Origin of the sequence: Bacillus salacetis (assembly GCF_049177075.1) — a bacterium.
GTDB classification, from domain to species: Bacteria; Bacillota; Bacilli; order Bacillales; family Bacillaceae_B; genus Rossellomorea; species Rossellomorea salacetis_A.
In genome coordinates, this window is sequence record NZ_CP185377.1 from 175,001 (window position 1) to 198,373 (window position 23,373).

Sequence of the window (23,373 nt, forward strand, 5' to 3'; positions counted from 1 at the left end):
ACAGTTCGGTCCCTATCCGTCGTGGGCGCAGGAAATTTGAGAGGAGCTGTCCTTAGTACGAGAGGACCGGGATGGACGCACCGCTGGTGTACCAGTTGTCTTGCCAAAGGCATCGCTGGGTAGCTATGTGCGGAAGGGATAAGTGCTGAAAGCATCTAAGCATGAAGCCCCCCTCGAGATGAGATTTCCCATCACTTTATGTGAGTAAGATCCCTGAAAGATGATCAGGTAGATAGGTCTGAGGTGGAAGCGTGGCGACACGTGCAGCTGACAGATACTAATCGATCGAGGACTTAACCACAATTTATAGCGAACTCGGAATACTTTCTTTTCTTCAGAAACTTTATCTAGTTTTGAGAGAACAATTTTAAAATAACAGTTGACTTTCAACGGAAAGTTGTTATAATAAAATCTGTCCTTTCAAAAAAACAAAGCAATAGTTGTCTGGTGATTAAGGCGAAGAGGTCACACCCGTTCCCATGCCGAACACGGAAGTTAAGCTCTTCAGCGCCGATGGTAGTTGGGGGATCTCCCCCTGTGAGAGTAGGACGTCGCCAGGCTTTTCGTTCCGCAGTAGCTCAGTGGTAGAGCTATCGGCTGTTAACCGATCGGTCGCAGGTTCGAGTCCTGCCTGCGGAGCCATTGCTTCCATAGCTCAGTCAGGTAGAGCACTTCCATGGTAAGGAAGAGGTCACCGGTTCGAGCCCGGTTGGAAGCTTACTAGTTTAATAAGAACGGCCCCTTGGTCAAGCGGTTAAGACACCGCCCTTTCACGGCGGTAACACGGGTTCGAATCCCGTAGGGGTCACCATTTTTCGCAAAGCGAAAATATCTTTCATTGGAGGATTAGCTCAGCTGGGAGAGCATCTGCCTTACAAGCAGAGGGTCGGCGGTTCGATCCCGTCATCCTCCACCATGTTTCTTGTAACAATTTAATAAAGTAATAACATTCCAATGAAATGCCGGTGTAGCTCAACTGGTAGAGCAACTGACTTGTAATCAGTAGGTTGGGGGTTCAAGTCCTCTTGCCGGCACCATTTAATTGGAGGGGTAGCGAAGTGGCTAAACGCGGCGGACTGTAAATCCGCTCCTTCGGGTTCGGCAGTTCGAATCTGCCCCCCTCCACCATTTCTTGAATAGAAACATTAGAAAGTGGACATGTTAATGAATGTCCTTTTTATTTTCACTGATATTGGGCTATAGCCAAGCGGTAAGGCATCGCACTTTGACTGCGACATGCGTTGGTTCGAATCCAGCTAGCCCAGCCATCAAGAGCCATTAGCTCAGTTGGTAGAGCATCTGACTTTTAATCAGAGGGTCGAAGGTTCGAGTCCTTCATGGCTCATAAACAGGAAAGCTTCCAGATATTTATCTGGAAGCTTTTTTGTGCTTGAAAAGGCAAGACCACGATACACGCGAAAGCTATTAGACGTAGGATGGTTAACGGTGAAACACCCTATTATAGGCGCCAAGTTTGTTTGTAGTATGGTGAATAGAGGAGAAACACCCTATTATAAAGGTCAAGATTGTTTGTAGTATGGTGAATAGAGGAGAAACACCCTATTATAAAGGTCAAGATTGTTTATAGTATGGTGATTAGTGAAGAAACACCCTATTATAGGCGCCAAGTTTGTTTGTAGTGGGGTGAATAGAGGAGAAACACCCTACTATAAAAGTGATATGCGTTTATAGCAGGGTATTTAAGAAAAAATCTGTTATATATGCTTCCAACAGAGTCGGTCCACTATGATCGCCGCTGGGCAGGCTCCCTCCGCTTTTGATCCGTCCAGCTCCAGCGGGCAGCGCCTAGCGGATTTCGGTCCCTCTTCTTGCGATAAGTCAACATCAACTCACTCCGTTCGTTGTGTTTCCTTTATCTCATACGAGAGCCCTCCAATCCGTACGGCGCTAAACGCCCGCTTCCGCTTTTGAATCCGTCCAGCTCCGGGAGCCTAGCGGCTAGCAAACTTCCCGCCTCCTCCTTGCGATAAGTCAACATCGATTCGCTAACGCTCATCGTGTTTCCTTTATCTCATGCGGAGGCAGTCCAGTTTGTACGCCGCTGGGCAGGCTCCCTCCGCTTTTGATCACGTCCAGCTCCAGCGGGCAGCGCCTAGCGGATTTCGGTCTCTCTTCTTGCGATAAGTCAACATCAACTCACTCCGTTCGTTGTGCTTCCTTTATCTCATACGAGAGCCCTCCAATCCGTACGGCGCTAAACGCCCGCTTCCGCTTTTGAATATATATACACCATTTTGTCCGGTTGAGTCATGTTGGTTTTGTTCGATACAATGGAGGTAGAAAAGGTTGAGGAGGAACTAGTATGAAAAAGAATATATCAATTATTGGCGTGCCGATGGATTTGGGGCAGATGCGCCGTGGAGTAGATATGGGACCAAGTGCGATCCGCTATGCGGGTGTGGCAGAAAGACTAGAGAAACTTGGCCATACGATTAACGACCTGGGCAATATCGAGATCGCTCAGCCTGAAAGAGTGCATACTTCTGATTCTAATTTAAGAAATTTGACAGCGGTTGCAGAAGGAAATAGCAAACTTGCTGATCAAGTGGATAAAGTAATTGAAGGCAAGGATTTTCCTCTAGTATTTGGAGGAGACCACAGTATCGCAATTGGTACGCTTGCTGGTGTATCCAAGCATTACGAAAATCTTGGTGTCATCTGGTATGACGCTCATGGAGACTTGAATACAAGTGATACATCCCCGTCTGGTAATATCCACGGTATGCCGCTGGCTGTAAGTCTGGGTATTGGCGATGAAAGCCTGACAAGTATCGGTGGGTATTCCCCTAAGGTAAAGCCGGAGAATATTGTGATCATCGGGGCACGTTCTTTAGATGAAGGTGAGAGGGAATTAATAAAAGAACGCGGGATCAAAGTATTCACCATGCATGAAGTGGACCGCATGGGTATGACGAAAGTGATGGAAGAAGCGATCAACTACTTGAAAGAGAAAACGGACGGTGTACATCTGTCCCTTGACCTGGACGGTTTGGATCCAAGTGATGCGCCTGGGGTTGGTACACCAGTATTAGGCGGTATCAGCTACCGTGAGAGTCATTTGGCGATGGAAATGCTGGCAGAATCCAATCTCATCACTTCCGCTGAATTCGTGGAGGTCAATCCAATCCTTGATGATAAGAACAGAACGGCATCCGTTGCTGTTGCCCTTATGGGATCTCTTTTTGGAGAAAAATTACTATAATGATAGAATAAAAAGCAGCTTCATTGAGGAAGCTGCTTTTTTATATTTCTTTAGTATGCTCATGGAAGGTATTCAACAAATCATCAAGCTTACAACTGATTTCGACGACCTTTTCGTTTGCAAATGATGATTGCAGCGCTAACTCTACCATGCGGCTTCTATGGTCTTCTATCTGCTTAAGTAATTCAGTTCTCCCCACACTAATTACCTCGTTTCCGACATTATTTAGTTCATTTATACCCCTATTATAAAAAATGTAAACATTTCATGTTAAAATTTGTTAGGATAGAATAGATGAAAAAAATTGAAACCTTTTTGCTATACGTTCGTATATATGTATAGCCGCATAGAGCGGAGGTATAAAATGGATGCGCTAGTCAATAAAAGAATTAAGCAGGTGCTGAAAGGTGACCAGGATGCATTTGCTGAGGTAATTGAACTTTATAAAGATAAAGTGTTCCAGATTTGTTTCCGCATGCTGGGTAATCGCCATGAGGCTGAGGATATAGCGCAGGAGGCTTTCATCAGGGCCTATGTAAATATCCATACGTTTAATCAAAAGAGGAAATTCTCTACATGGCTTTACAGGATTGCAACAAATCTATGCATCGACAGAATCAGGAAAAAGAAGCCTGATTATTATCTTGATGCAGAGGTGACAGGGACAGATGGTTTAACAATGTATTCTCAAGTAGCCGCAGAGGGCCAGCTGCCGGAAGAAGAAGTGGAAGAAATGGAACTTCAGGCAGAGATTCAAAGGCAGATCCTTAAGCTTCCGGATAAATACAGATCGGTGATCGTCCTGAAGTATATAGAGGAATTGTCACTCCAGGAAATCAGTGAGATCCTAGATCTGCCATTAGGAACGGTGAAAACGAGGATACATAGAGGGCGGGAAGCTCTCAGAAAACAATTAAGAAACATGTAGGAAGGGTGTGAAGCCTTTGAAAGCTTGTTGTTCTGAAGAATATGAAGAATATATCCACGAATATTTAGATGAAGAAATCACTCAGGACCATGAAAGAAAATTGAAAGAACATCTTCAAAGGTGTGAAGATTGTCAGCAATTTTTCCATGAAATGAAAAAGTCGATTGCACTCGTGCAAAGTACATCACATATACAGGCACCACAAGATTTTACAAGTAAGGTCATGGCGAACCTGCCGCGCGAAAAGAAGAAAGTGGGAGCACAGAGATGGCTGCGGCACCATCCTTTGATGACGGCAGCTTCCTTGTTTTTCATATTGATGATTGGCAGCCTGTTTTCCTCCTGGAATGAAAGTGAAGAATTCTCCTTCACTAAACAGCCCGATTTAGTCGTACAAGACCATACCGTCATTGTTCCTGAAGGAAAAGTGATTGATGGAAATATCACTGTCAAGAACGGCGATGTGAAAGTTGAAGGACAGGTGAATGGCGATATTACGGTCATTAATGGCAACCAATACCTGGCTTCAGCCGGTAGTGTAACAGGGGAAATCAAAGAAATCGATGCGGCATTTGAATGGATTTGGTATCAGCTGAAAAAGGGATTTAAAGAGACTGTGAACTGGTTTGAAGAACTGCCAGAGGGTATATAAGAAGAGAAAGGGGCTTGTTTCCGGGAGTATATCTCCTTGAACAGTCCTTTTTTTGAACTGTGAAGCTCTTGAACCAATCCAGTACCTAGCGGGTTTTGGTCTCCCTCCAATCCGTCAAGAAGGTTAAAGAGCAACCTTCCCGCCGGCTCGTCTTATGCCTGTCGGGGGCTGATCAAGACGCTTGCGCTTTATATTTTTCCATTTCTTCTTATTATTCAGTGTGTCAAGGCTGTTTGTGATATAATAATGAAGTTACTAATTACATAGCCATTTTCACGGCTATCCCTTTAGATTACTTCTATTGGAGGATACTATATGCCGTTTTTCGATGTTTACTCAAACTATTCCGTACTGGATTATGCTTCAGATATAGTAGACATACTCCTGGTATGGTTTGTCATTTACAAATTAATAATGCTTATTAAAGGAACAAAAGCCGTTCAGTTATTGAAAGGTATTTTTGTCATCATCATCGTAAGGGGACTGAGCGGGCTGCTTGGTCTGGATACATTAAGGTCATTGGTTGATCAGGCGATCGATTGGGGAATCCTGGCCATCATCATCATCTTCCAGCCTGAACTGCGCAGAGCCCTCGAACAACTGGGGAGAGGCAGGCTGTTCTCCAGAAGCGGCAATCAGGAGGAAGAGGAACAGGGCAATATGATTGAAGCGATTGGCAAGGCGGTCAGCTATATGGCCAAGAGGCGTATAGGGGCACTCCTATCGATTGAAAGGGAAACGGGCCTGAGTGAATACATAGAAACTGGTATTCCGATACAGTCAAAGATCTCTTCAGAACTGCTGATCAATATCTTTATTCCCAATACACCGCTTCATGATGGTGCCGTCATACTGCAAAAGAGACGAATTGCTGCGGCGGCATGTTATCTGCCCCTGTCGGAAAGTCCATTTATCTCTAAAGAGCTCGGCACCAGGCACAGGGCAGCTTTAGGGGTCAGTGAAGTTACTGACAGTATAACGGTCATCGTTTCTGAAGAGACCGGAAGTATTTCCGTTACTATGAACGGTGATTTGAAGCGGAATGTTTCGGTGGATGATTTGAAACTTATCCTCGAACATGAGCTCATAGGAGAAAAAGCAAATGCTTCCTCTACAAAATGGAGCTGGAGGGGGAAGAAAGACAATGGATAAATTCATCGAGAACCGCTGGTTTATGCGTATCGTTGGTTTGCTTTTGGCTTTTGTTCTCTATGCTTCTGTGAATTTTGACGAGATGGCTGTCCAGCGGAGCGAGAGCAGCAATCCGCAGGAGAATACAGAAACGATAGAGAATGTTCCGGTTGAAGTTTTCTATGACAGTGAAAATCTATTTGTGAGCGGGGTCCCTGCAACCGTAGATGTTGAGGTGGAAGGGCCCAAGAACCTGGTCACCTCAACGAAGCAATTAAGGGACTTTCACGTTTATGCCGATCTGAATGATCTCGGTATCGGCGAGCATCAGGTACAGCTCAAAATAGAAGGGATTTCCGAAAAGCTGCAAGTGAAACTGAACCCTTCCTTTGCAAATGTTTCCATCCAGGAAAAAGTGACGGAAGAGTTCGCGGTAGAGCCGGAATTCAATGAAGGCTTACTGGCGGAAGGTTACCAAACGGAAAGTGTCACAGCTGAGCCGCGCAAAGTGGAAATTACCGGAGCAAAAGATGTTATAGGACAGATAGCCTATGTCGTTGCCACACCTGATGTCAATAGCGGCATTAATGGATCGGTTACCAGAGAGGCAAGGGTCCAGGTGCTGGACAGAGACTATAATAAATTGGATGTCTCCATTGAGCCTGAAACCGTGGATGTCACGATAGAAGTAGTCAATCCGAGCAAAGAAGTGCCGGTAGCGGTTAATCAGACAGGGGAACTTCCTGAAGGACTTGAATTGGAGTCGATAACCGTCGATCCGAAAAAAGTCACAGTCTTTGGAAGGGACGCTCTTCTGCGTTCAATCAATGAGTTGACAGCGGAAGTGGACCTAAGTGATATTAAGAAAGATGCTACAATCAAAGTGCCGCTTAAACTGCCGGAAGGTGTAAACAAAACGACACCTGAGCAAGTAGAAGTGAAGATAGATTTGAAGGAAGTAGAAAATAAAACAGTCATGGGAAATACCATAACGCTTGAAGGTGCCGAGGAGGATATGGAATACGAGTTCATTAACCCTGAATCGGGGTCGGTTGATATAACCGTATCAGGATTCAAGGAACAGCTCGATGCCGTGAACTCTGAATCATTTTCACTCTTGGCAAATGTAACAGGATTGACCCCCGGCCGGCATGAAGTTGAAATTGAAGCTGAGGGTCCTGAAGACATCGAATGGGAATTGACGAACAATAAAGTTACAATCCAAGTACAAGAGAAAATACCGGCTTAATTATATTTATTCTTTAAGCCCACTTAAGGAGCGATATCAATGGGAAAGTATTTCGGGACAGATGGTGTAAGAGGAATTGCTAATACAGAGCTGACTCCAGAGTTAGCCTTTAAATTAGGGCGTTTCGGCGGGTATGTGCTGACAAAAGATGCCGACAGGCCCAAAATTCTAATTGGCCGTGATACAAGGATTTCCGGCCATATGCTGGAGGGGGCCCTTGTTGCCGGGCTGCTCTCCATCGGCGCGGAAGTCATGCGTCTTGGCGTCATTTCAACTCCTGGAGTAGCTTACTTGACGAAAGCTCTTGATGCTCAGGCAGGCGTCATGATTTCTGCATCGCATAACCCGGTTGGAGATAACGGAATCAAGTTCTTCGGCTCAGATGGTTTCAAGCTTTCCGATGATCAGGAAAAAGAAATTGAGGAACTCCTAGATCAGGAAGTGGACTCACTGCCTCGTCCAATCGGTGCTGATTTGGGACAAGTCAGCGATTACTTTGAAGGCGGCCAGAAGTATCTTCAGTATCTGAAACAGACGGTGGATGAGGAATTCGAAGGGCTGAATATTGCCCTGGACTGTGCACATGGAGCTACGTCCTCCTTAGCGCCGCACCTATTTGCAGACCTGGATGCAGACCTTATTACGATGGGGGCTTCTCCTAATGGATTGAACATCAATGATGGAGTCGGTTCTACTCATCCTGAACCCCTTGCAGAACTGGTGAAAGAAAAAGGGGCGGATATCGGACTTGCCTTTGATGGTGATGGGGACCGCTTGATTGCGATTGATGAAAATGGTGAAATCGTGGACGGTGACCAAATCATGTTTATTTGCGCGAAGCACCTAAAATCAGAGGGGCGCTTGAAGCAGTCTACAGTCGTGTCCACGGTTATGAGTAACCTCGGATTCCACAAAGGAATGGAATCAAGCGATATCAAGAGCGTCCAAACAGCGGTTGGTGACCGGTATGTAGTGGAAGAAATGAGAAAGAATAACTACTCCCTAGGAGGAGAGCAGTCAGGACATATCATTTTCCTTGATTACAATACAACCGGTGATGGGTTGTTAACGGGTATCCAATTAGTTAATATTATGAAATTAACAGGCAAATCATTATCAGAACTTGCCGGCGAGATGAAAAAATTCCCGCAAAAATTGGTGAATGTAAAAGTTACAGACAAATATCACGTAACTGATAATGCCAAGGTGAAAGAAGTAATCGAGAAGGTTGAAGCTGAAATGAACGGAAATGGAAGAATCCTTGTCCGCCCTTCAGGCACGGAACCTCTTGTAAGGGTAATGGCCGAGGCGCCTACAGAAGAACTGTGTGAAAAATATGTAGATGAAATTGTCCAGGTCGTTCAGGAAGAAATGGGATTAAAATAAGAAATAGGAAATGGGTATGCATAAGTGGGACCTCCGGGGCTGCTTATGCATATTTTCTTAATATACCCTTTTCATCAGCACAATGGGTTTAATCACCTGTAATTCGGGAAAATTAAGTAAGCATTTTAAATAGGGTCCCTTTTGAAAAGTGCTGAAAAATTTTTATTGACGAATTCATTCGGGGTATTGTATGATTATCCTGTTTTTGATTCTCTTTTGAGTAATTGGAAACCATTCAATGATGCTTAGGAGGATAGAGGTTAATAAAGATTTAAAAAGCGCCAGGACTAAACCGGACGATGGTTTAGTTGACGAGGTGGAGGTTCATCGATTGTTCGGCGGATGCCTCCCGGCTTACAGCAGAGCCGTCAATTTCTTTCTCAAAGCACCGAGGCAACTTGGTGGACAAAGGAAAGGAAATGCCAAACTAATAATCAGAGATAAGGGGGCCGGAAGCCCCCGCGCTTTCCTGCCCCCTTGTATTTTAGGGAGGAAAAGAATTATGTGTGGTATCGTAGGATATATCGGAAACAATGATGCAAAAGAAATTTTATTAAAAGGGCTTGAGAAGCTTGAGTACCGCGGTTACGATTCAGCTGGAATTGCCGTGAAAAATGCTGATGGAGTCCATGTATTCAAAGAAAAAGGACGCATTGCGGATCTTCGTGATAATGTGGATGAGAATGTACTGTCCAATACAGGGATCGGTCATACCCGCTGGGCGACTCATGGTCCTCCAAGCAAAGTCAATGCTCACCCGCATCAATCAACTACAGAACGTTTCACCCTTGTTCATAACGGAGTAATCGAGAATTATTCAGCATTAAAACGTGAATATCTTGAGGGAGTAACTTTAAAAAGTGATACAGATACAGAGATTGTCGTAATGCTGATTGAAAGATTAGTAAACGAAGGAAACACTGTGGAAGAAGCGTTCCGTTCAACGCTTAAGCTTCTTAAAGGATCTTACGCAATCGCCCTTCTTGATAATCAAAATGATGAGACGATCTTTGTAGCGAAGAACAAGAGCCCGCTGCTTGTTGGACTTGGTGACGACTTCAATGTTGTAGCAAGTGATGCCATGGCGATGCTTCAGGTAACGGATCAGTATGTTGAGTTGATGGATAAAGAAACAGTCATCGTTACAAAAGAAAAGGTGACGATTCATGACCTTGAAGGCAATGAAGTTTCCCGTGAGCCTTACACTGCTGAATTGGATGCAAGCGACATTGAAAAAGGAACATACCCGCACTACATGCTTAAAGAAATCGATGAGCAGCCAGCGGTTATGCGTAAAATCATCAGTGCTTACCGTAATGATGATCAGGAGTTGGAAATCAACGAAGATATCCTTTCTGCAATGAACGATTCGGACCGCATCTACATCATTGCTGCGGGAACAAGCTACCATGCTGGATTGGTTGGTAAGCAGTTCATTGAAAATATCGCGAAAATTCCAGTGGAAGTACATGTGGCAAGTGAGTTCAGCTACAATATGCCTTTACTTTCTGAAAAACCTTTATTCATCTTCATTTCTCAAAGTGGTGAAACTGCGGACAGCCGTGCTGTACTTGTACAAGTCAAGGAACTTGGACACAAATCCCTGACGATTACAAACGTGCCTGGTTCTACGCTTTCCCGTGAAGCGGACTACACACTGCTTCTGCATGCAGGCCCTGAAATTGCCGTTGCTTCCACAAAAGCCTATACAGCTCAAATCGCTGTCCTTTCCATCCTTGCTGATGTTACAGCGAGATCAAAAGGAATCAAACCAAACTTTGATTTGATCCATGAACTTGGAATTGTTGGAACAGCAATGGAAGCTCTGTGTGACGAGAAAGAAGAATTCGAAGCGATTGCCCGTGATTACCTGTCAACGACACGCAACGCCTTCTTCATCGGCCGCCACCTTGATTACTATGTAGGCCTTGAAGGAGCTCTTAAACTGAAAGAGATTTCATACATCCAAGCAGAAGGTTTTGCCGGCGGAGAGTTGAAGCACGGAACGATTGCCTTGATTGAAGAAGGTACTCCGGTTATCGCTCTTGCTACGCAGGAAGCAGTCAACCTTGGAATCCGCGGAAACGTGAAAGAAGTAGCAGCCCGCGGAGCCAACCCTTGCATTATCTCAATGAAGGGACTGGAAGAGGAAGACGACCGTTTCGTCATCCCTGAAGTAAATGAAATTTTAACACCCCTTATCTCTGTAATACCATTGCAGCTGATTTCTTACTATGCAGCACTTCACCGTGACTGTGATGTAGATAAGCCGCGTAACCTTGCTAAATCAGTAACTGTTGAATAAAACTTTAAGAAAGCCTCCGGAGAATTCTCCGGGGGCTTTTTGTGTTTATACATATCGATTTAGGGAAATAGTCGTGAGAGTACAGTAAAAGAATAAGAATGGCCATTAGAGAAACACTAGGTTTGTCATCACATGCGCGACAAAGTTAGTTTTCATCTTCATTGAGCACTCCGGCTTCATCATTTATGATGAAATAAGGCTTTACTGCTATTATTTATTAATGAAAGGGAGACTATATATGGCTCAATCAAATATAAAAGTAAGAGTGCAGAAGTTCGGTAACTTCCTCAGCTCTATGGTCCTGCCGAATATCGGTGCGTTTATAGCTTGGGGATTGATTACAGCATTATTCATTCCAACTGGCTTCTTTCCAAATGAAAGCCTTGCCAATTTAGTCGGACCGATGGTTACGTACCTGCTGCCTCTGTTAATCGGTTATACAGGAGGTAAGCTGATTCATGATCAGCGCGGGGGTGTCGTCGGTGCCATTGCGACAATGGGTGTCATTGTCGGTGCACCGGACACTCCGATGTTCCTTGGTGCAATGTTAATGGGTCCGTTAGGCGGATATGTCATCAAGAAATTTGACCAGGCAATTGAAGGAAAGATTCGTTCTGGTTTTGAAATGCTGGTTAATAACTTTTCGGCGGGTATCCTTGGCGCAATCCTTGCGATTCTGGCTTATCTTGGTATAGGCCCTGCCGTTGATGCTTTCACAGAAGTACTTGTAGCTGGTGTTGACTGGCTTGTTGAAGCAGGATTGCTGCCTTTGACAAGTATCCTGATCGAACCTGGAAAGATTTTGTTCCTGAACAACGCTATCAACCATGGTATTTTGTCACCAATCGGTTTGGAACAATCTGAATCCACAGGGAAGTCAATCTTGTTCTTGCTCGAAGCGAATCCAGGACCAGGTATCGGTGTCTTACTGGCATTCATGTTCTTCGGCAGAGGAACTGCGAAACAGTCCGCGCCGGGAGCGGGAATCATCCACTTCTTCGGTGGAATACACGAGATTTATTTCCCTTACATTTTAATGAAACCAATGCTTTTCATTTCCGTCATTCTTGGAGGAATGAGCGGAGTGTTTACTCTGGTATTATTGGGTGGAGGTCTTTCAGCACCTGCCTCTCCAGGGAGCATTCTGGCTATTACAGCTGTAACACCTGATGGACTGACCCTGATGGCAAACTATGCAGCGGTCCTTGTAGCGGGAGTGGTATCCTTTGCAGTATCTGCAATCGTGTTAAAAACGAGCAAGGAAACGGATGAAGATATTGATGCAGCAACAAAGAAAATGGAAGGCATGAAAGGCAAGAAGAGTTCAGTAGCCGGCCATGTTTCTGGAGTCCAAGCTAAAGGAACTCTTCCTGAAGAAGTAAATAAGATCGTCTTTGCTTGTGATGCCGGTATGGGATCAAGTGCAATGGGAGCATCCCTGCTCCGCAAGAAGGTGAAAGAAGCTGGACTGGACGTTTCCGTTACGAATACGGCTATCAGCAATATCCCGGCGGATGCACAAGTTGTCATCACCCAGGAAGAATTGACCCCTAGAGCTCAAAGTAAACTTCCGGGTGCGTATCATATCTCAGTTGATAATTTCTTATCCAGCCCTGAATACGATAAGCTGATCGCAAGCTTGCAGGACGGCATCACAGAAGAGCAGGCAGAGCTTGTCGAAGAGTCAGAAACAGATGCAGTCGGCACAGAACCAAACGCAGATAAAGATGATGATCTTTTACTAGAGGAAAACATCTTTATCGGCAAGGAATTCGCCAATAAAGAAGAAGCAATCCGCTTTGCCGGAGAAGCGTTAGTGAAAGCCGGTTATGTGGAAGACAGCTATGTGGATGCCATGATTGAACGTGAAGGCATCACAACCACTTATATGGGCAACAACGTGGCCATCCCGCATGGTACGGAGGATGCGAAGAAAGCCGTCCTTAGATCAGGCTTCACGGTTATCCAGGTACCTAATGGAGTCGACTTTAATGGCGAGCAGGCTAAACTGATCTTCGGGATTGCCGGAAAAGACGGCACACACTTAGAAATCCTTTCAGGTATTGCGGTAATCTGTTCCGAACAGGAAAATGTGGATCAGATGGTTCAAGCCAAAACGGCAAAAGAGTTAAAGGATATCATCAACAGTAAATAAATAAGGACAAGAGTAGAAAGGCGGGTCATACCTGCCTTTCTGTTCTGCTTTCTAAAGGAAAATCCCAGTTGGTTTCCCCGGGATTGAAAGAAATGAGTGGATATAAATGTTTATAACCTCAAGGGAAAAATCCATCATTGATTTAATCATAAGAACATCCGGCAAGCATACGGTTTCCACACTTTCAGATTATCTGAATGTCAGCGGAAGAACCATACAGCGAAACCTGAAATCAGTTGAAAAAATACTGAAAGAGTACCAATTGGAGTTGAAAAGAACCATTAATGATGGCCTTTTCATCGATGGGAAGAATGAACATATATATAAGCTGATCCAAAAGCTGACCGATATAGTTCCCACAGATGAGACTCCCGAGGAAAGAAAGTTAAGCCTTCTGATCATATTGCTTCATGAAGGACCTTATTTCAAAAAGCAGGTCCTCGCAAACCAACTCGGCATCAGTCCTGCAACCCTCACAGTATATCTCGATGAGCTGGCAGACTGGTTAAGCAAATTTTCAGTTACAGTTACAAGAAAGAGGGGAGTAGGTGTAGAGGTTTCTGCTGATGAGGCCGGCAAAAGGCATGCTCTTGCAAACTTCTTTCTGGTGTATTTTTATGAAGATATCATTGAAAGCTTATATCTGCTGCAAAAAGGCAGCACTCTGGCTGAACCAGTATTGGGGTACTTCTCTCCAGAAATTTTGATGACCGTTGATCAGGTGACCAATTCGATTCTAAGCAAGGGACAGACCAAATTAATCGACAGTGACTATATCGGGCTTGTTGTTTATATCTGCCTCACTTTCCAGAGAGCAGAAAGCGATTTTCTTTTAGAGGAAGACGTTGAATTTGGGAATGGCTATAGCAGTGAGATAAGAATGATTACGATGATAGGCGATGAGTTGAAACAAAGGCTTGACGTCTCAATAGGCGAAAGTGATATCCACTTTTTAAGTTTAATTTTAAAAGGATCGAAGGTTCAGGCAGTTGATTCTATAGACTATGACAGCATTATTTTGGGACAGCTCATCAAAAAGGTAATAGAGGATGTATCATCACAACTTCATGTGGACCTGTCAGATGACTTTTCTCTATATCAGGGACTGCTGGCACATATGGAGCCCTCCATCTTCCGTTTGAGGCAGCAGATGGAATTATTCAATCCATTAACAGAGGAAATTAAGAAGAAGTATCCAGTGCTGTTCATGGCTGTGAAGAAAAGCCTGGAAGTTGAGTTCACGGATATTCATTTTCCGGATGATGAGATAGCCTTTATTGTGCTTCACTTTGGCTCTGCGTTACTGATGCATGAAGAGAAGGTGAAAATCAATGCCGTGGTAGTCTGCCCAACGGGTATAGGTACTTCCAAGATGCTCGCCAGCCGCATCCAGAAAGAGGTCCCGGAAATCAATGCTGTTGAGATATTATCGTTAAAAGATTTTCAGTCTGCATCCATGAACGACTATGACATTGTCATATCGACCGTAAGATTGCCGTTTACGGATATTGATTATACATTAGTCAGTCCGCTCCTGAGTGAAAGAGAGATAAACTCCATCCGAAATTATCTGCAAAATAACTTAGAAAAGCTGACAAGGAACAAAAGATACTTACTGAATGCACAAACCAATCAACTGGATCCTCAACCGAAAGTGAGGAATCTCTTACAGGAAATCAAGGATGTCCACTCGAGCATCGAGTCAATCCTGGATAATTTCCGAGTGTATATAAAACAGCATTCCGGAAGCCATATCAATGTACTGCAGGAGATGGTGGAACAGGCAGAGAAGGATGGGCTTGTGACTGACTCAAGTGAAGTGCTGCATGAGCTGGAAGAGCGGGAGAAAAAAGGCGGACTTGGGATTCCGAATACAAGTATGGCCTTGTTCCATTGCCGAAGTGATAGTATCCAGGAGTTGATTTTCCAAATATCCCACTTGGATCAGCCTTGCATAGTCAAGGGAATGGATGGCAGGGAAATCGCTATGAAAAGTCTCCTGTTGATGCTGGCTCCTGCAAACATGAGCAAGAGGGAACAGGAGATACTAAGTATCATCAGTACCAGCCTGATCGAGAATAATATATCAATGATGATTTTCTCGTCTTCTAATGAAGCGATGATCAGAAAAAAGCTGGAAGATCTATTCATGGATTACTTACAAAATAATTTAGTAAAGGAATGATAATGATGAAACAAGCAATTCATTTTGGTGCCGGCAATATCGGAAGAGGATTTATCGGAGCGCTATTCTCCCAATCCGGCTACCATGTAACATTCGTGGATATCGCCGAACAAATCATTAATAAACTGAACCAGGAACAACAGTATAATGTTGTGTTGGCGACTGAGGAAAAGGAAACTGTGACAATCGAAAATGTTTCTGGATTGAACAATCTTCATCAGGAAGAGGAAGTAATCAAAACAATTACGGATGCCACCTACCTGACGACAGCAATCGGTCCGAATATTTTACCAAGGATTGCACCATTAATAGCACGGGGTATTGCCAACCGGGTTGCGGCAAGCGATGAAAAGCTGTATGTAATCGCTTGTGAAAACCAAATCGGTGCGACAGATATTTTAAAAGGTCATGTCATGGATAACCTGGATGAAGATACGAAAGCCAAGCTTGAAGGCCGCGTTTACTTCTTCAATTCCGCTGTAGACCGTATCGTGCCGATCCAGGATCAAGATTCTTTGGATGTCCTTGTAGAGACTTATTATGAGTGGGTTGTAGAAACGAAAGAAAGCATCCCTCCAGTGAATGGGATGACAATTGTAGAGGATCTTGCTCCGTTCATCGAGAGAAAATTGTTCACGGTTAATACAGGCCATGCGGTCATTGCTTATTTCGGTTATCTTCAAGGGAAAGAGACAATCGATAAGACATTGGCTGACAATCAAATTGCCGAACAAGTAAAAGAGACTTTGAAGGAAACGGGAGCCTATCTGGTTAAACAATATGGTCTTAATGAAGAAGAGCACATGGCTTATATCAATAAGAACATTGAACGTTTCAAAAATCCGTATCTAAATGACGGTGTAACCCGCGTGGGCCGTGCGCCAATCCGGAAATTAGGACCTGAAGATAGACTTGTCCGCCCGACAACGGAAGCACAAAAATCCGGACTGCCATATTCCAATCTTGCAAAAGCAATCGCGGCTGCGCTGCTGTTTGATTATCAAGAGGATGAACAAGCAGTGGAAATCCAGAATATGATTAAAGAAGTAGGAGTCGCAGCTGCCCTTAAAAAGGTGAGCAATCTGGAAGAAGACAGTCAGATTACTCAAGAAGTCATCAAGCAATACGACCTATTGAAGAAATAAATGAAAGGCTGTCAGTGATGACAGCCTTTTTACTTATTAAGGATATTATAAAATTTGGGGGGTGTGGATAATAAAGATTGTGTTCTGCATCCAGCTCCAGCGGCCAGCGCCTAGCAGATTTCGGTCTCTCTCCTTGCGAATCCAGCTGAAAGGCCCCAACGGCTATCGAACTTCAGTCTTCCTTCTTGCGATAAGTCAACATCAACTCACTACGTTCGTTGTGTTTCCTTTATCTCATGCGGAAGCCTTCCAGTTCGTACGCCGCTGAGCGGGGCCTTTCCACTTTTTAGAGATAAGTCAACATCGAATCGCTGCCGCTCTTCGTGTTTCCTTTATCTCATGCGAGAGCCCTCCAATCTGTACGGCGCTGAACGGCCGCTTGCGCTTTTGATCATCCAGCTCCAGCGCCTAGCCCCTCGGGGTCATAAGCCAATCCGTCAAGAAGGTTAAAGAGCAACCTTCCCGCCGGCTCGTCTTATGCCTGTCGGGGCTGATCAAGGCGCTTGCGCTTTTGAATATTTAATACCCTTTTTGATAATCTACAAGATTAACCGGTGGTTGGTTACCGGAAATGTACTCTTTCAAATTCGGTATGAAAATATCTTCAATCACTCTTTTGTTGTAGAACTCAGTAGATCCCGCTGTATGAGGCGTGATGATGACATTCTCCATTTTCCAAAGCGGGCTGTCTTTTTCCAACGGCTCGTGGACAAAAACATCAAGTCCCGCCCCGGCGATGCTACCGGATTCCAAGGCTTTGATCAGGTCCTGTTCTTTGATGGTCTTGCCGCGCCCGATATTAATGAGAAAAGCAGATTCCTTCATTAACTGGAATTCTGTTTGGCCGAACATTCCACGGGTTTCCGATGTGAGCGGAACAGTGTTGACGACATAATCACATTGAGGAAGAACATCGTGAAGCTGTTCCGTCTTGAACATTTCGTCTACATATTCGGCTTCTTTACCGGAATGGCGGACACCGAGAACTCTCATGCCGAAAGCTTTGGCAATCTTTGCTGTCTCTTTTCCAATCGCTCCGACTCCTATTATCCCAATGGTCTTCTCGTGAATCTCCAGTTTGAGTCCGGAATGGGCCCATTCTTTTTGCTCCTGATTCTTTACGTATGTATGAATCTTTCTGGTCAAGCCGAGCATCATGGCAAAAATGGTTTCTGAGATAGGGTAGGCGTGCACCCCGTTGGCACTGGTGACCAGGATATCCTGGGACTCCATTTCCTTTAAGGGGAGACTGTCGACACCGGCACTCCAAGTCTGGATCCAGCGAAGAGCAGCTGGGCTTCCCAGTGTTTTCCCTTCCATGCTTCTCTTCCAGCCAGCAATAATCTCAGCATCCTCCAAGTGGTTCTCCCAATGTTCAGGTTCTTTGCCGGTAATGACTTCCCACCCGGGAGCAGCCTGCTGGATGTGTTCAATCTGTTCCTTCTCGATATTCTGCGCGATAATCAGCTTTTTCATCTTGGGTCCCTCCAATCTTTCTCTTGATATAATAGTACCAAAATTCGGCCAAAAGCAGTTAATAAAGGATTTTTCCTAGTATAATGGAGGAATCATCAGGATTAGACAGAAATGAGGATACGACATGAATGGAACAGCACATATGATGATAGGGGCGGGTGCCGGGTTTCTGGCAGCCCACTATTTACAGGCAGCTCCTGCTGAAACGATTACATTGATAGCAGCAGGGGGAGTTTCGGGGTTGGTCCCGGATTTGGACGTGGACGGCAAGCTGAGTAATACCTTTACATCTTCCTATAAGTTTCTCATGACCTTGGCTCAAGTGATCGGAGTAGCAGTTATTGTGTATAGCTGGTGGGCCGGAGCTGAACAGGAGATGTGGAAAGGGATAGCGGCAGGACTGGGGATCATGCTGGTTTCCACCTTTATCAAAAAGCGGCACCTGCTGACCGTTGCGGGAGCAGGTGCGTTTATGGGAGGATTGTTCCTTGCTGAAAATTGGCTATTATTATTCGGTATTTATATCATCATCGCTTCACTGGTTTCGCACCGGAGTTATACGCATTCGCTTATTGGTTTGGTTTTTTTCGGTGTCATCGCCTATTATCTTCAGGCTAGTATCAGAATGGAGGGCATCTTGATGGCTTGTTTGGGGGGATATGCCAGCCATTTGATTGCGGACATGAAATGGCTGCCTTTCAATAAAAGAGGGGTTAAGCTGTTTTTGCCGTTTTCGCGGAAGGAACTTTAACTATTAATAGGCGGTTCTCTATTCAGGACGCTCCTCCACCATAAAAGCAAGGAGAAACTCGGACCGCAAGTATGAGCTTATACCATAAGGGAAGAAATTTCCCTTATGTATGAGATGTCCGGAAAAATAGGTCAAATAAGGGAAAAATCTTCCGTTATTTACTTGAAAAACGTGAAAATTGGGTTTCTGAGCATGCTTAACGGAAAATCCTTCCCTTATTTACATCTGCCCAGCTAAATTTTGCAGTATAACGGAAAAAATTTCCCTTATTTCAAGTAGACTTCCTATGGTGACTTACTCAATGCTTCCCTTAAGCATCTAGATTCTTTATTTATGGATCTCCATCAGCCAGTTAATCATTTCTTCCATCATATTCAAGCTGATGGTGTGGGTAACATTCCAATATTCCCTGTATTGCACAAAATCATTGATCTTTTTGGCTTCATCATAGAATTTTTTCGGCCCCTGGGATGGTATACGTTCATCATGGCTTCCGTGAAGCATTAATACAGGACGCTGTTTCAGATTTTCTAAACGGTTTATCGGATCGTATTTTCGGATTTGCGCTAGTTCTTCTTCTGCTGCAGGTGGCCTGCCATCTGATTTCCTCCAAAGATGCTCCGTTTCTTCCCATGCGGGTGAACCGTTTAGGGTAACCAAAGAGGTAATGGAAGAAACTTCAACAAATACTCCAGAGGCAATCACTCCTCCTGTAGAACTCCCAATAAGACAGATCTTCCCTTCTTTAGCTAATCCGGATTTGACTGCACAAGAAATTAATCCCTCTGCTTCTTCTACAGAATGAAGGACGACCTTCCAGAAATTCTTCTGAAGAACTTCTGTATCAAAAGGATTTGGAAAAGGATTCCGAGTTCCATGGTGAATGATTTCAGGGAGGATGACGGTAAATCCATATGATGCTAAAATTTTTGCTGAAAATGCCTGATTTTCGGGAATAGAGCCCCAGCCATGGTAGAAAATCAAGGTGTGCCCATTATCCTTTTCAGGTTTGGCCAGCAGGCACCTGATCCCTTTAATAAATACTTCTTCTAACCCTTCCTTCGTATACATTTCATTTCCCCCTTGGTTTGAATGATTCATTTTACCACAACTAGTGACAGGCACGACCCGATATTGGTCGAATGAAGTACCAGTTTCTACTAAGCTTAGATTAAATGAAATCCGGGTATAGGAGATTACTATTTGTTATCAATTGAGAGGGTGTGCATTACGTGAATTTACCGTTATTTCTCGGTTTATTTCTTTTAGTTCTATTTATCACTGCCTACTTTGGGAACAAGATTCTGCGCATACCTGATATCGTCATATACATACTTCTCGGAGCAGGCATCTCGCTTGCCGGCCTGCTTGGGGAAGTCAAAACAATTGAAGTGGCGGGGGAAATAGGATTAATCCTGCTATTCTTTCTTCTCGGGATGAAATACCGGTTGGGGGAGATAGCATCAAAAGGAAAAAAGGTCTGGAAACCCGGTCTCCTGGACCTGGTTTTGGGAGTGGGTGTAACAGCTGGGATCAGTGCCTTTTTCGGCCAGAGCCTGTTCAATTCCCTTTTGATTGGAGGGCTGGTTTATGCGACCAGTTCATCCATCACTCTTAAATTACTGGAACACAATAATAAATTAGATAGAAAAGAGTCAGGGTACGTGTTGACCCTATTGATCTTCGAGGATATGGTCGCACCTATCCTGATTACCATTTTGATCGGATTGAGTGGAGATGGGTTCAGCGTGGTGGACTTTCTTTTAATCTTCTTCAAAGTTGCCCTTTTGATTGGGATTGCCGTGGCCATCAGCCGCTTCATTCAGAAAAAGGGTTATACTCTTATAGAAAAATTCCTGCATGAAGACTATCTTTTGGTTTATATTATCGGGTTGGCCCTGGCGTACGGAGGATTCGCCGTCTTCCTTGGCTTATCAGAAGTCATCGGTGCTTTCCTTGCCGGGTTGATGTTTGCGGGTACCAATTTTAAAGATAAGATAAAGGAAGTCGCACTCCCGGTCAGAAATTTGTTTCTGCCATTCTTCTTTCTGAACTTTGGGATCTCGCTTGAGTTTACCAGTGATATCCCGGCATTCGGCCTCCTTTTTGCGATTATCCTGTGGTCAGTATTCCACAAAATGATTGTCGGATATGTCGGCGGACAATGGTATGGCCTGAATAAACAAGAGTCCTTCGAGACAGGTTTTACACTGGCACCCAGAGGGGAGTTTTCTGTTATCATTGCCGGTCTTGCCTCCGGCACACTGCAGATTTTTGCCGGTGTCTATATCCTTGCTGCAGCCCTGATTGGAATGCTGCTCTGTCAAATGTCTTCAAAGATAGTAGGCAGGGTTTACAAGAAACAGACAGAGGAAACCCCTTAACGCCGTTTGCCATTGTGGATACCATCCTTCTGAAAAAAAAGATAACCAGAGAAAAAGCGGGCAGAGGTTTCACACCATGCCCGCTTTTCTATTAATATACTTTATCTCCGTTGAAGATTGAGTTCTTTACAACTACATAATCTACGTGGCGAATGGCATCAAGTGTGTTGCCGCCTGCATAAGAAATGGAAGATTGAAGATCCTGCTCCATTTCTGTCAGGGTATCTATTAAGGCACCCTTGTGCTCAACGTACATCTTTTTACCTTCGACGTTTTTCTTTTCGCCTTTTTGGAACTCAGAAGCAGAACCGAAGTACTCTTTATAAGCCTTACCGTCTTTTTCAACTGTTTCACCAGGTGACTCTTCATGCCCGGCAAACAAAGAACCGATCATGACCATGGAAGCACCGAATCGGATGGACTTTGCGATATCTCCGTGTGTCCGGATCCCGCCGTCAGCAATGATAGGCTTGCTGGCTGCTTTGGCACACCAGCGAAGGGCAGCGAGCTGCCAGCCCCCAGTACCAAAACCTGTTTTGATTTTAGTGATACAGACTTTCCCAGGTCCGATACCAACTTTGGTTGCATCCGCACCGGCATGTTCCAATTCCCTTACAGCTTCAGGTGTACCTACATTTCCGGCAATGACAAAGCTTTCAGGAAGGTGCTTCTTGATGTGCTTGATCATTTTGATTACGGCATTGGAATGACCGTGGGCAATATCGATTGTAATGAATTCAGGTGTGACACCCTCTGCTGCCAACTGTTCAACAAACCCATATTCCTCTTCTTTAACGCCCACACTGATGGAAGCGATGAGCTCTCTTGAGTGCATATCTCTGATGAAATCAAGTCGTTTTTCAGGCTGAAAACGGTGCATGATATAGAAATATCCATTTTCCGCTAAGTACACCGCAATTTTCTCATCTATTATTGTCTGCATATTGGCAGGTACCACTGGCAATTTAAAAGTATGGCCGCCCAATGTAATGGTTGTATCACATTCTGATCGGCTTTCAACAATACATTTTGCAGGAATTAATTGAATATCTTCGTAATCAAACACGTTTTCCATATATAACACTCCTAAAAACGAATATTATTTTTAAATTAGTTAATTAATGTTCGTACATTACGAATCTACATTATTTTTTTCTATAAGTCAAAGGATTTTTTCAATATTCTCTTTTCGGTAATACAGTTAATTGTTACCAGAGTCGTTGATCTGCGCTCCAGCTGTACGACTCCGCGGGGCGGGCGGTGAGCCTCCTCGGCTGCGCCTGCGGGGTCTCACCTGTCCCGCTAGTCCCGCAGGAGATCGTACAGCTTCCGCTCCAATCAACCAACGTAAATAAATGAAGTAATGGGCTCCATAATAAACTTTTATTATTTAGATTTAAATATAAAACTTGTAAAAACATTCCAATATATGGGAGGGTTGTGTATAATTAAATGAATATTCTGAAATAAAAGGAGGGACGGGAGATGATAGATACTATTCCACTCAGGCTGGGCACCGCAGTATTCACTCTGCTTCTTTTGTTTGGGCTGCCTTATTTGGCATTCCTTGAGACCGGACGTCCATTCATGGAGTGGACACTTTTGATTGGAGTGTTTATATCAACTGCCATATTTTATTGCCATGGACCGGGATACAGAGTAGTAGTTGAGGACAAGGGGAATAAATATTTTCAGTCCATTCCTTTTTGGCTATCCTTTATTTACACGATAGTAGTATCCTGCCTGACGTATGTATACTACGGCGAATATTTTTAATGGAAGCAAGGAGTGTTCAAACATGTGGTCAGCAAAGAGAAATGCTATCATGGAACCATAAGTCTAAATAGAAAAGGTGAGATGATGGCTGAAATTTTGCAGAAACCTTTTGGTGGGGATCACCGATTTGAAGAAATCATTGAGGGTAAAAGAAGCCTTGTCGTGTTTGTAAGGCACCCCGGCTGACCTGTTTGCCGAGCATTTCTTGCGCAGTTGCGTGAGCATTATGACCAGTTGACGGAGGGCGGGGCACAGGTGATTGCAATCACGCCTTCCAATCGTTCGTTATTGGAACGTTTTACAAAGGAGTTTGGACCTTATCCCTTTGGGATTTATGGAGATCCCGAACGTGCCTTATATAAAAGGATGGGGCATAAAACAATGGCTAAGTGGAAGCTGCTTGCGAAAGCCGGCAAAGCGTATCTTAAGGGTGGCAAGAAAGCATTTCTCCCTGAAGATGAAGGACAAAGGGAAGTTGTACAGGAGTCGCTTAATACTCAGGATATTTATATTCAGGGAGGTTCCTGGATTTTTGATGAAGAGGGGAACATCATCTGGAGTCACATAGATGAGTCGCCGGAAGACCATGCTTCAATACAGGAACTTCTGACAAAGCTGAATTAACCG

Annotated in this window: 18 protein-coding genes, 8 tRNA genes, 2 rRNA genes and 1 pseudogene (1 of these 29 running past the window's edge); 25 read left to right on the top strand and 4 right to left on the bottom strand. The window is 44.3% G+C overall.

Features of this window, described 5'->3' with window-relative positions; all coding sequences use genetic code 11:
- The 11 genes from ACOJQI_RS00960 to rocF all read left to right on the top strand — a co-directional run.
- A 23S ribosomal RNA gene (locus tag ACOJQI_RS00960) occupies positions 1 to 301 on the top strand; it begins 2,635 nt to the left of the window's first position.
- 142 nt (positions 302 to 443) lie between these two features.
- Positions 444 to 560, top strand: a 5S ribosomal RNA gene (gene rrf / locus ACOJQI_RS00965).
- Between the two features lie 7 nt (positions 561 to 567).
- A tRNA-Asn gene (locus tag ACOJQI_RS00970) sits at positions 568 to 642 on the top strand.
- Between the two features lie 2 nt (positions 643 to 644).
- Positions 645 to 718, top strand: a tRNA-Thr gene (locus tag ACOJQI_RS00975).
- A gap of 18 nt (positions 719 to 736) precedes the next feature.
- Positions 737 to 811: transfer RNA gene (locus ACOJQI_RS00980), tRNA-Glu, on the top strand.
- 29 nt (positions 812 to 840) lie between these two features.
- A tRNA-Val gene (locus tag ACOJQI_RS00985) sits at positions 841 to 916 on the top strand.
- A 45-nt stretch (positions 917 to 961) separates the two neighbouring features.
- Positions 962 to 1,037, top strand: a tRNA-Thr gene (locus ACOJQI_RS00990).
- Between the two features lie 7 nt (positions 1,038 to 1,044).
- Positions 1,045 to 1,128: transfer RNA gene (locus ACOJQI_RS00995), tRNA-Tyr, on the top strand.
- A 65-nt stretch (positions 1,129 to 1,193) separates the two neighbouring features.
- A tRNA-Gln gene (locus tag ACOJQI_RS01000) sits at positions 1,194 to 1,268 on the top strand.
- Between the two features lie 4 nt (positions 1,269 to 1,272).
- Positions 1,273 to 1,345, top strand: a tRNA-Lys gene (locus ACOJQI_RS01005).
- A gap of 978 nt (positions 1,346 to 2,323) precedes the next feature.
- Positions 2,324 to 3,223 carry an arginase gene (gene rocF, locus ACOJQI_RS01010; RefSeq protein ID WP_421382711.1) on the top strand — a complete coding sequence of 300 codons (900 nt, stop codon included), beginning with the start codon at positions 2,324 to 2,326 and terminating at the stop codon, positions 3,221 to 3,223.
- A gap of 40 nt (positions 3,224 to 3,263) precedes the next feature.
- Here rocF and ACOJQI_RS01015 read toward each other — a convergent pair whose 3' ends face one another.
- Positions 3,264 to 3,422 carry a Spo0E family sporulation regulatory protein-aspartic acid phosphatase gene (locus ACOJQI_RS01015; protein WP_421382713.1) on the bottom strand — a complete coding sequence of 53 codons (159 nt, stop codon included), beginning with the start codon at positions 3,420 to 3,422 and terminating at the stop codon, positions 3,264 to 3,266.
- Positions 3,423 to 3,587: 165 nt separating this feature from the next.
- Between ACOJQI_RS01015 and sigW the strand changes: the two genes are divergently transcribed.
- The 9 genes from sigW to ACOJQI_RS01060 all read left to right on the top strand — a co-directional run bounded on the left by sigW (position 3,588) and on the right by ACOJQI_RS01060 (position 16,359).
- Entirely contained in the window at positions 3,588 to 4,151 is a 564-nt protein-coding gene (gene sigW / locus ACOJQI_RS01020) for an RNA polymerase sigma factor SigW (protein ID WP_421382715.1), read from the top strand.
- Positions 4,152 to 4,158: 7 nt separating this feature from the next.
- Positions 4,159 to 4,803: an anti-sigma factor family protein gene (locus tag ACOJQI_RS01025; protein WP_421382717.1), complete on the top strand. Its 645-nt coding sequence runs from the start codon at positions 4,159 to 4,161 to the stop codon at positions 4,801 to 4,803.
- A 315-nt stretch (positions 4,804 to 5,118) separates the two neighbouring features.
- A complete protein-coding gene (gene cdaA, locus ACOJQI_RS01030; RefSeq protein ID WP_421382719.1) occupies positions 5,119 to 5,955 on the top strand; it encodes a diadenylate cyclase CdaA in 837 nt (278 codons plus the stop codon).
- On the top strand, positions 5,948 to 7,183 hold the full coding sequence (locus ACOJQI_RS01035) for a YbbR-like domain-containing protein (RefSeq protein WP_421382721.1): 1,236 nt from the start codon (positions 5,948 to 5,950) through the stop codon (positions 7,181 to 7,183). The genes cdaA and ACOJQI_RS01035 overlap by 8 nt, the downstream gene beginning before the upstream one ends.
- Before the next feature lie 39 nt (positions 7,184 to 7,222).
- Positions 7,223 to 8,569, top strand: a complete 1,347-nt coding sequence (gene glmM, locus ACOJQI_RS01040; protein ID WP_421382723.1) for a phosphoglucosamine mutase — start codon at positions 7,223 to 7,225, stop codon at positions 8,567 to 8,569.
- 502 nt (positions 8,570 to 9,071) lie between these two features.
- Complete coding sequence (gene glmS, locus ACOJQI_RS01045; RefSeq protein WP_421382725.1) at positions 9,072 to 10,874, top strand: glutamine--fructose-6-phosphate transaminase (isomerizing); 1,803 nt, start codon at positions 9,072 to 9,074, stop codon at positions 10,872 to 10,874.
- Positions 10,875 to 11,112: 238 nt separating this feature from the next.
- Positions 11,113 to 13,029 carry a PTS mannitol transporter subunit IICBA gene (locus tag ACOJQI_RS01050; RefSeq protein ID WP_421382727.1) on the top strand — a complete coding sequence of 639 codons (1,917 nt, stop codon included), beginning with the start codon at positions 11,113 to 11,115 and terminating at the stop codon, positions 13,027 to 13,029.
- A gap of 106 nt (positions 13,030 to 13,135) precedes the next feature.
- Positions 13,136 to 15,214 carry a BglG family transcription antiterminator gene (locus tag ACOJQI_RS01055; protein ID WP_421382729.1) on the top strand — a complete coding sequence of 693 codons (2,079 nt, stop codon included), beginning with the start codon at positions 13,136 to 13,138 and terminating at the stop codon, positions 15,212 to 15,214.
- Between the two features lie 5 nt (positions 15,215 to 15,219).
- On the top strand, positions 15,220 to 16,359 hold the full coding sequence (locus ACOJQI_RS01060; protein ID WP_421385365.1) for a mannitol-1-phosphate 5-dehydrogenase: 1,140 nt from the start codon (positions 15,220 to 15,222) through the stop codon (positions 16,357 to 16,359).
- Between the two features lie 519 nt (positions 16,360 to 16,878).
- Here the strand turns inward: ACOJQI_RS01060 and ACOJQI_RS01065 are convergent.
- Positions 16,879 to 17,835 (bottom strand): D-2-hydroxyacid dehydrogenase, encoded by a 957-nt coding sequence (locus ACOJQI_RS01065; RefSeq protein WP_421382731.1) that lies wholly within the window; start codon positions 17,833 to 17,835, stop codon positions 16,879 to 16,881.
- Positions 17,836 to 17,959: 124 nt separating this feature from the next.
- On the opposite strand from ACOJQI_RS01065, the gene ACOJQI_RS01070 reads away from it, so the two are divergent.
- Entirely contained in the window at positions 17,960 to 18,586 is a 627-nt protein-coding gene (locus ACOJQI_RS01070) for a metal-dependent hydrolase (RefSeq protein WP_421382733.1), read from the top strand.
- Positions 18,587 to 18,913: 327 nt separating this feature from the next.
- Here the strand turns inward: ACOJQI_RS01070 and ACOJQI_RS01075 are convergent, their stop codons facing one another.
- Positions 18,914 to 19,657 carry an alpha/beta hydrolase family protein gene (locus ACOJQI_RS01075; protein ID WP_421382735.1) on the bottom strand — a complete coding sequence of 248 codons (744 nt, stop codon included), beginning with the start codon at positions 19,655 to 19,657 and terminating at the stop codon, positions 18,914 to 18,916.
- Between the two features lie 161 nt (positions 19,658 to 19,818).
- Here ACOJQI_RS01075 and ACOJQI_RS01080 point away from each other — a divergent pair, with 161 nt between their 5' ends.
- Positions 19,819 to 20,970: a cation:proton antiporter gene (locus ACOJQI_RS01080; RefSeq protein ID WP_421382737.1), complete on the top strand. Its 1,152-nt coding sequence runs from the start codon at positions 19,819 to 19,821 to the stop codon at positions 20,968 to 20,970.
- 91 nt (positions 20,971 to 21,061) lie between these two features.
- Here the strand turns inward: ACOJQI_RS01080 and guaC are convergent, their stop codons facing one another.
- Positions 21,062 to 22,045: a GMP reductase gene (guaC, locus tag ACOJQI_RS01085; RefSeq protein ID WP_421382739.1), complete on the bottom strand. Its 984-nt coding sequence runs from the start codon at positions 22,043 to 22,045 to the stop codon at positions 21,062 to 21,064.
- Between the two features lie 410 nt (positions 22,046 to 22,455).
- Here guaC and ACOJQI_RS01090 point away from each other — a divergent pair, with 410 nt between their 5' ends.
- From ACOJQI_RS01090 to ACOJQI_RS01100, 3 genes and pseudogenes are all read left to right on the top strand, one after another.
- Entirely contained in the window at positions 22,456 to 22,746 is a 291-nt protein-coding gene (locus ACOJQI_RS01090) for a hypothetical protein (RefSeq protein ID WP_421382741.1), read from the top strand.
- Between the two features lie 12 nt (positions 22,747 to 22,758).
- Complete coding sequence (locus tag ACOJQI_RS01095; RefSeq protein WP_421382743.1) at positions 22,759 to 22,932, top strand: hypothetical protein; 174 nt, start codon at positions 22,759 to 22,761, stop codon at positions 22,930 to 22,932.
- 12 nt (positions 22,933 to 22,944) lie between these two features.
- Positions 22,945 to 23,370 (top strand): annotated as a pseudogene (locus ACOJQI_RS01100) (peroxiredoxin-like family protein); the annotation flags it as partial.
- Between the last annotated feature and the right edge of the window lie 3 nt (positions 23,371 to 23,373).

Bases quoted from the DNA above. Each gene is read 5' to 3' on its own strand.
- rocF (WP_421382711.1), top strand. From the start codon at position 2,324: ATGAAAAAGAATATATCAATTATTGGCGTGCCGATGGATTTGGGGCAG.
- sigW (WP_421382715.1), top strand. From the start codon at position 3,588: ATGGATGCGCTAGTCAATAAAAGAATTAAGCAGGTGCTGAAAGGTGAC.
- cdaA (WP_421382719.1), top strand. From the start codon at position 5,119: ATGCCGTTTTTCGATGTTTACTCAAACTATTCCGTACTGGATTATGCT.
- ACOJQI_RS01035 (WP_421382721.1), top strand. From the start codon at position 5,948: ATGGATAAATTCATCGAGAACCGCTGGTTTATGCGTATCGTTGGTTTG.
- glmM (WP_421382723.1), top strand. From the start codon at position 7,223: ATGGGAAAGTATTTCGGGACAGATGGTGTAAGAGGAATTGCTAATACA.
- glmS (WP_421382725.1), top strand. From the start codon at position 9,072: ATGTGTGGTATCGTAGGATATATCGGAAACAATGATGCAAAAGAAATT.
- ACOJQI_RS01050 (WP_421382727.1), top strand. From the start codon at position 11,113: ATGGCTCAATCAAATATAAAAGTAAGAGTGCAGAAGTTCGGTAACTTC.
- ACOJQI_RS01055 (WP_421382729.1), top strand. From the start codon at position 13,136: ATGTTTATAACCTCAAGGGAAAAATCCATCATTGATTTAATCATAAGA.
- ACOJQI_RS01060 (WP_421385365.1), top strand. From the start codon at position 15,220: ATGAAACAAGCAATTCATTTTGGTGCCGGCAATATCGGAAGAGGATTT.
- ACOJQI_RS01065 (WP_421382731.1), bottom strand. From the start codon at position 17,835: ATGAAAAAGCTGATTATCGCGCAGAATATCGAGAAGGAACAGATTGAA.
- ACOJQI_RS01070 (WP_421382733.1), top strand. From the start codon at position 17,960: ATGAATGGAACAGCACATATGATGATAGGGGCGGGTGCCGGGTTTCTG.
- ACOJQI_RS01075 (WP_421382735.1), bottom strand. From the start codon at position 19,657: ATGTATACGAAGGAAGGGTTAGAAGAAGTATTTATTAAAGGGATCAGG.
- guaC (WP_421382739.1), bottom strand. From the start codon at position 22,045: ATGGAAAACGTGTTTGATTACGAAGATATTCAATTAATTCCTGCAAAA.
- ACOJQI_RS01090 (WP_421382741.1), top strand. From the start codon at position 22,456: ATGATAGATACTATTCCACTCAGGCTGGGCACCGCAGTATTCACTCTG.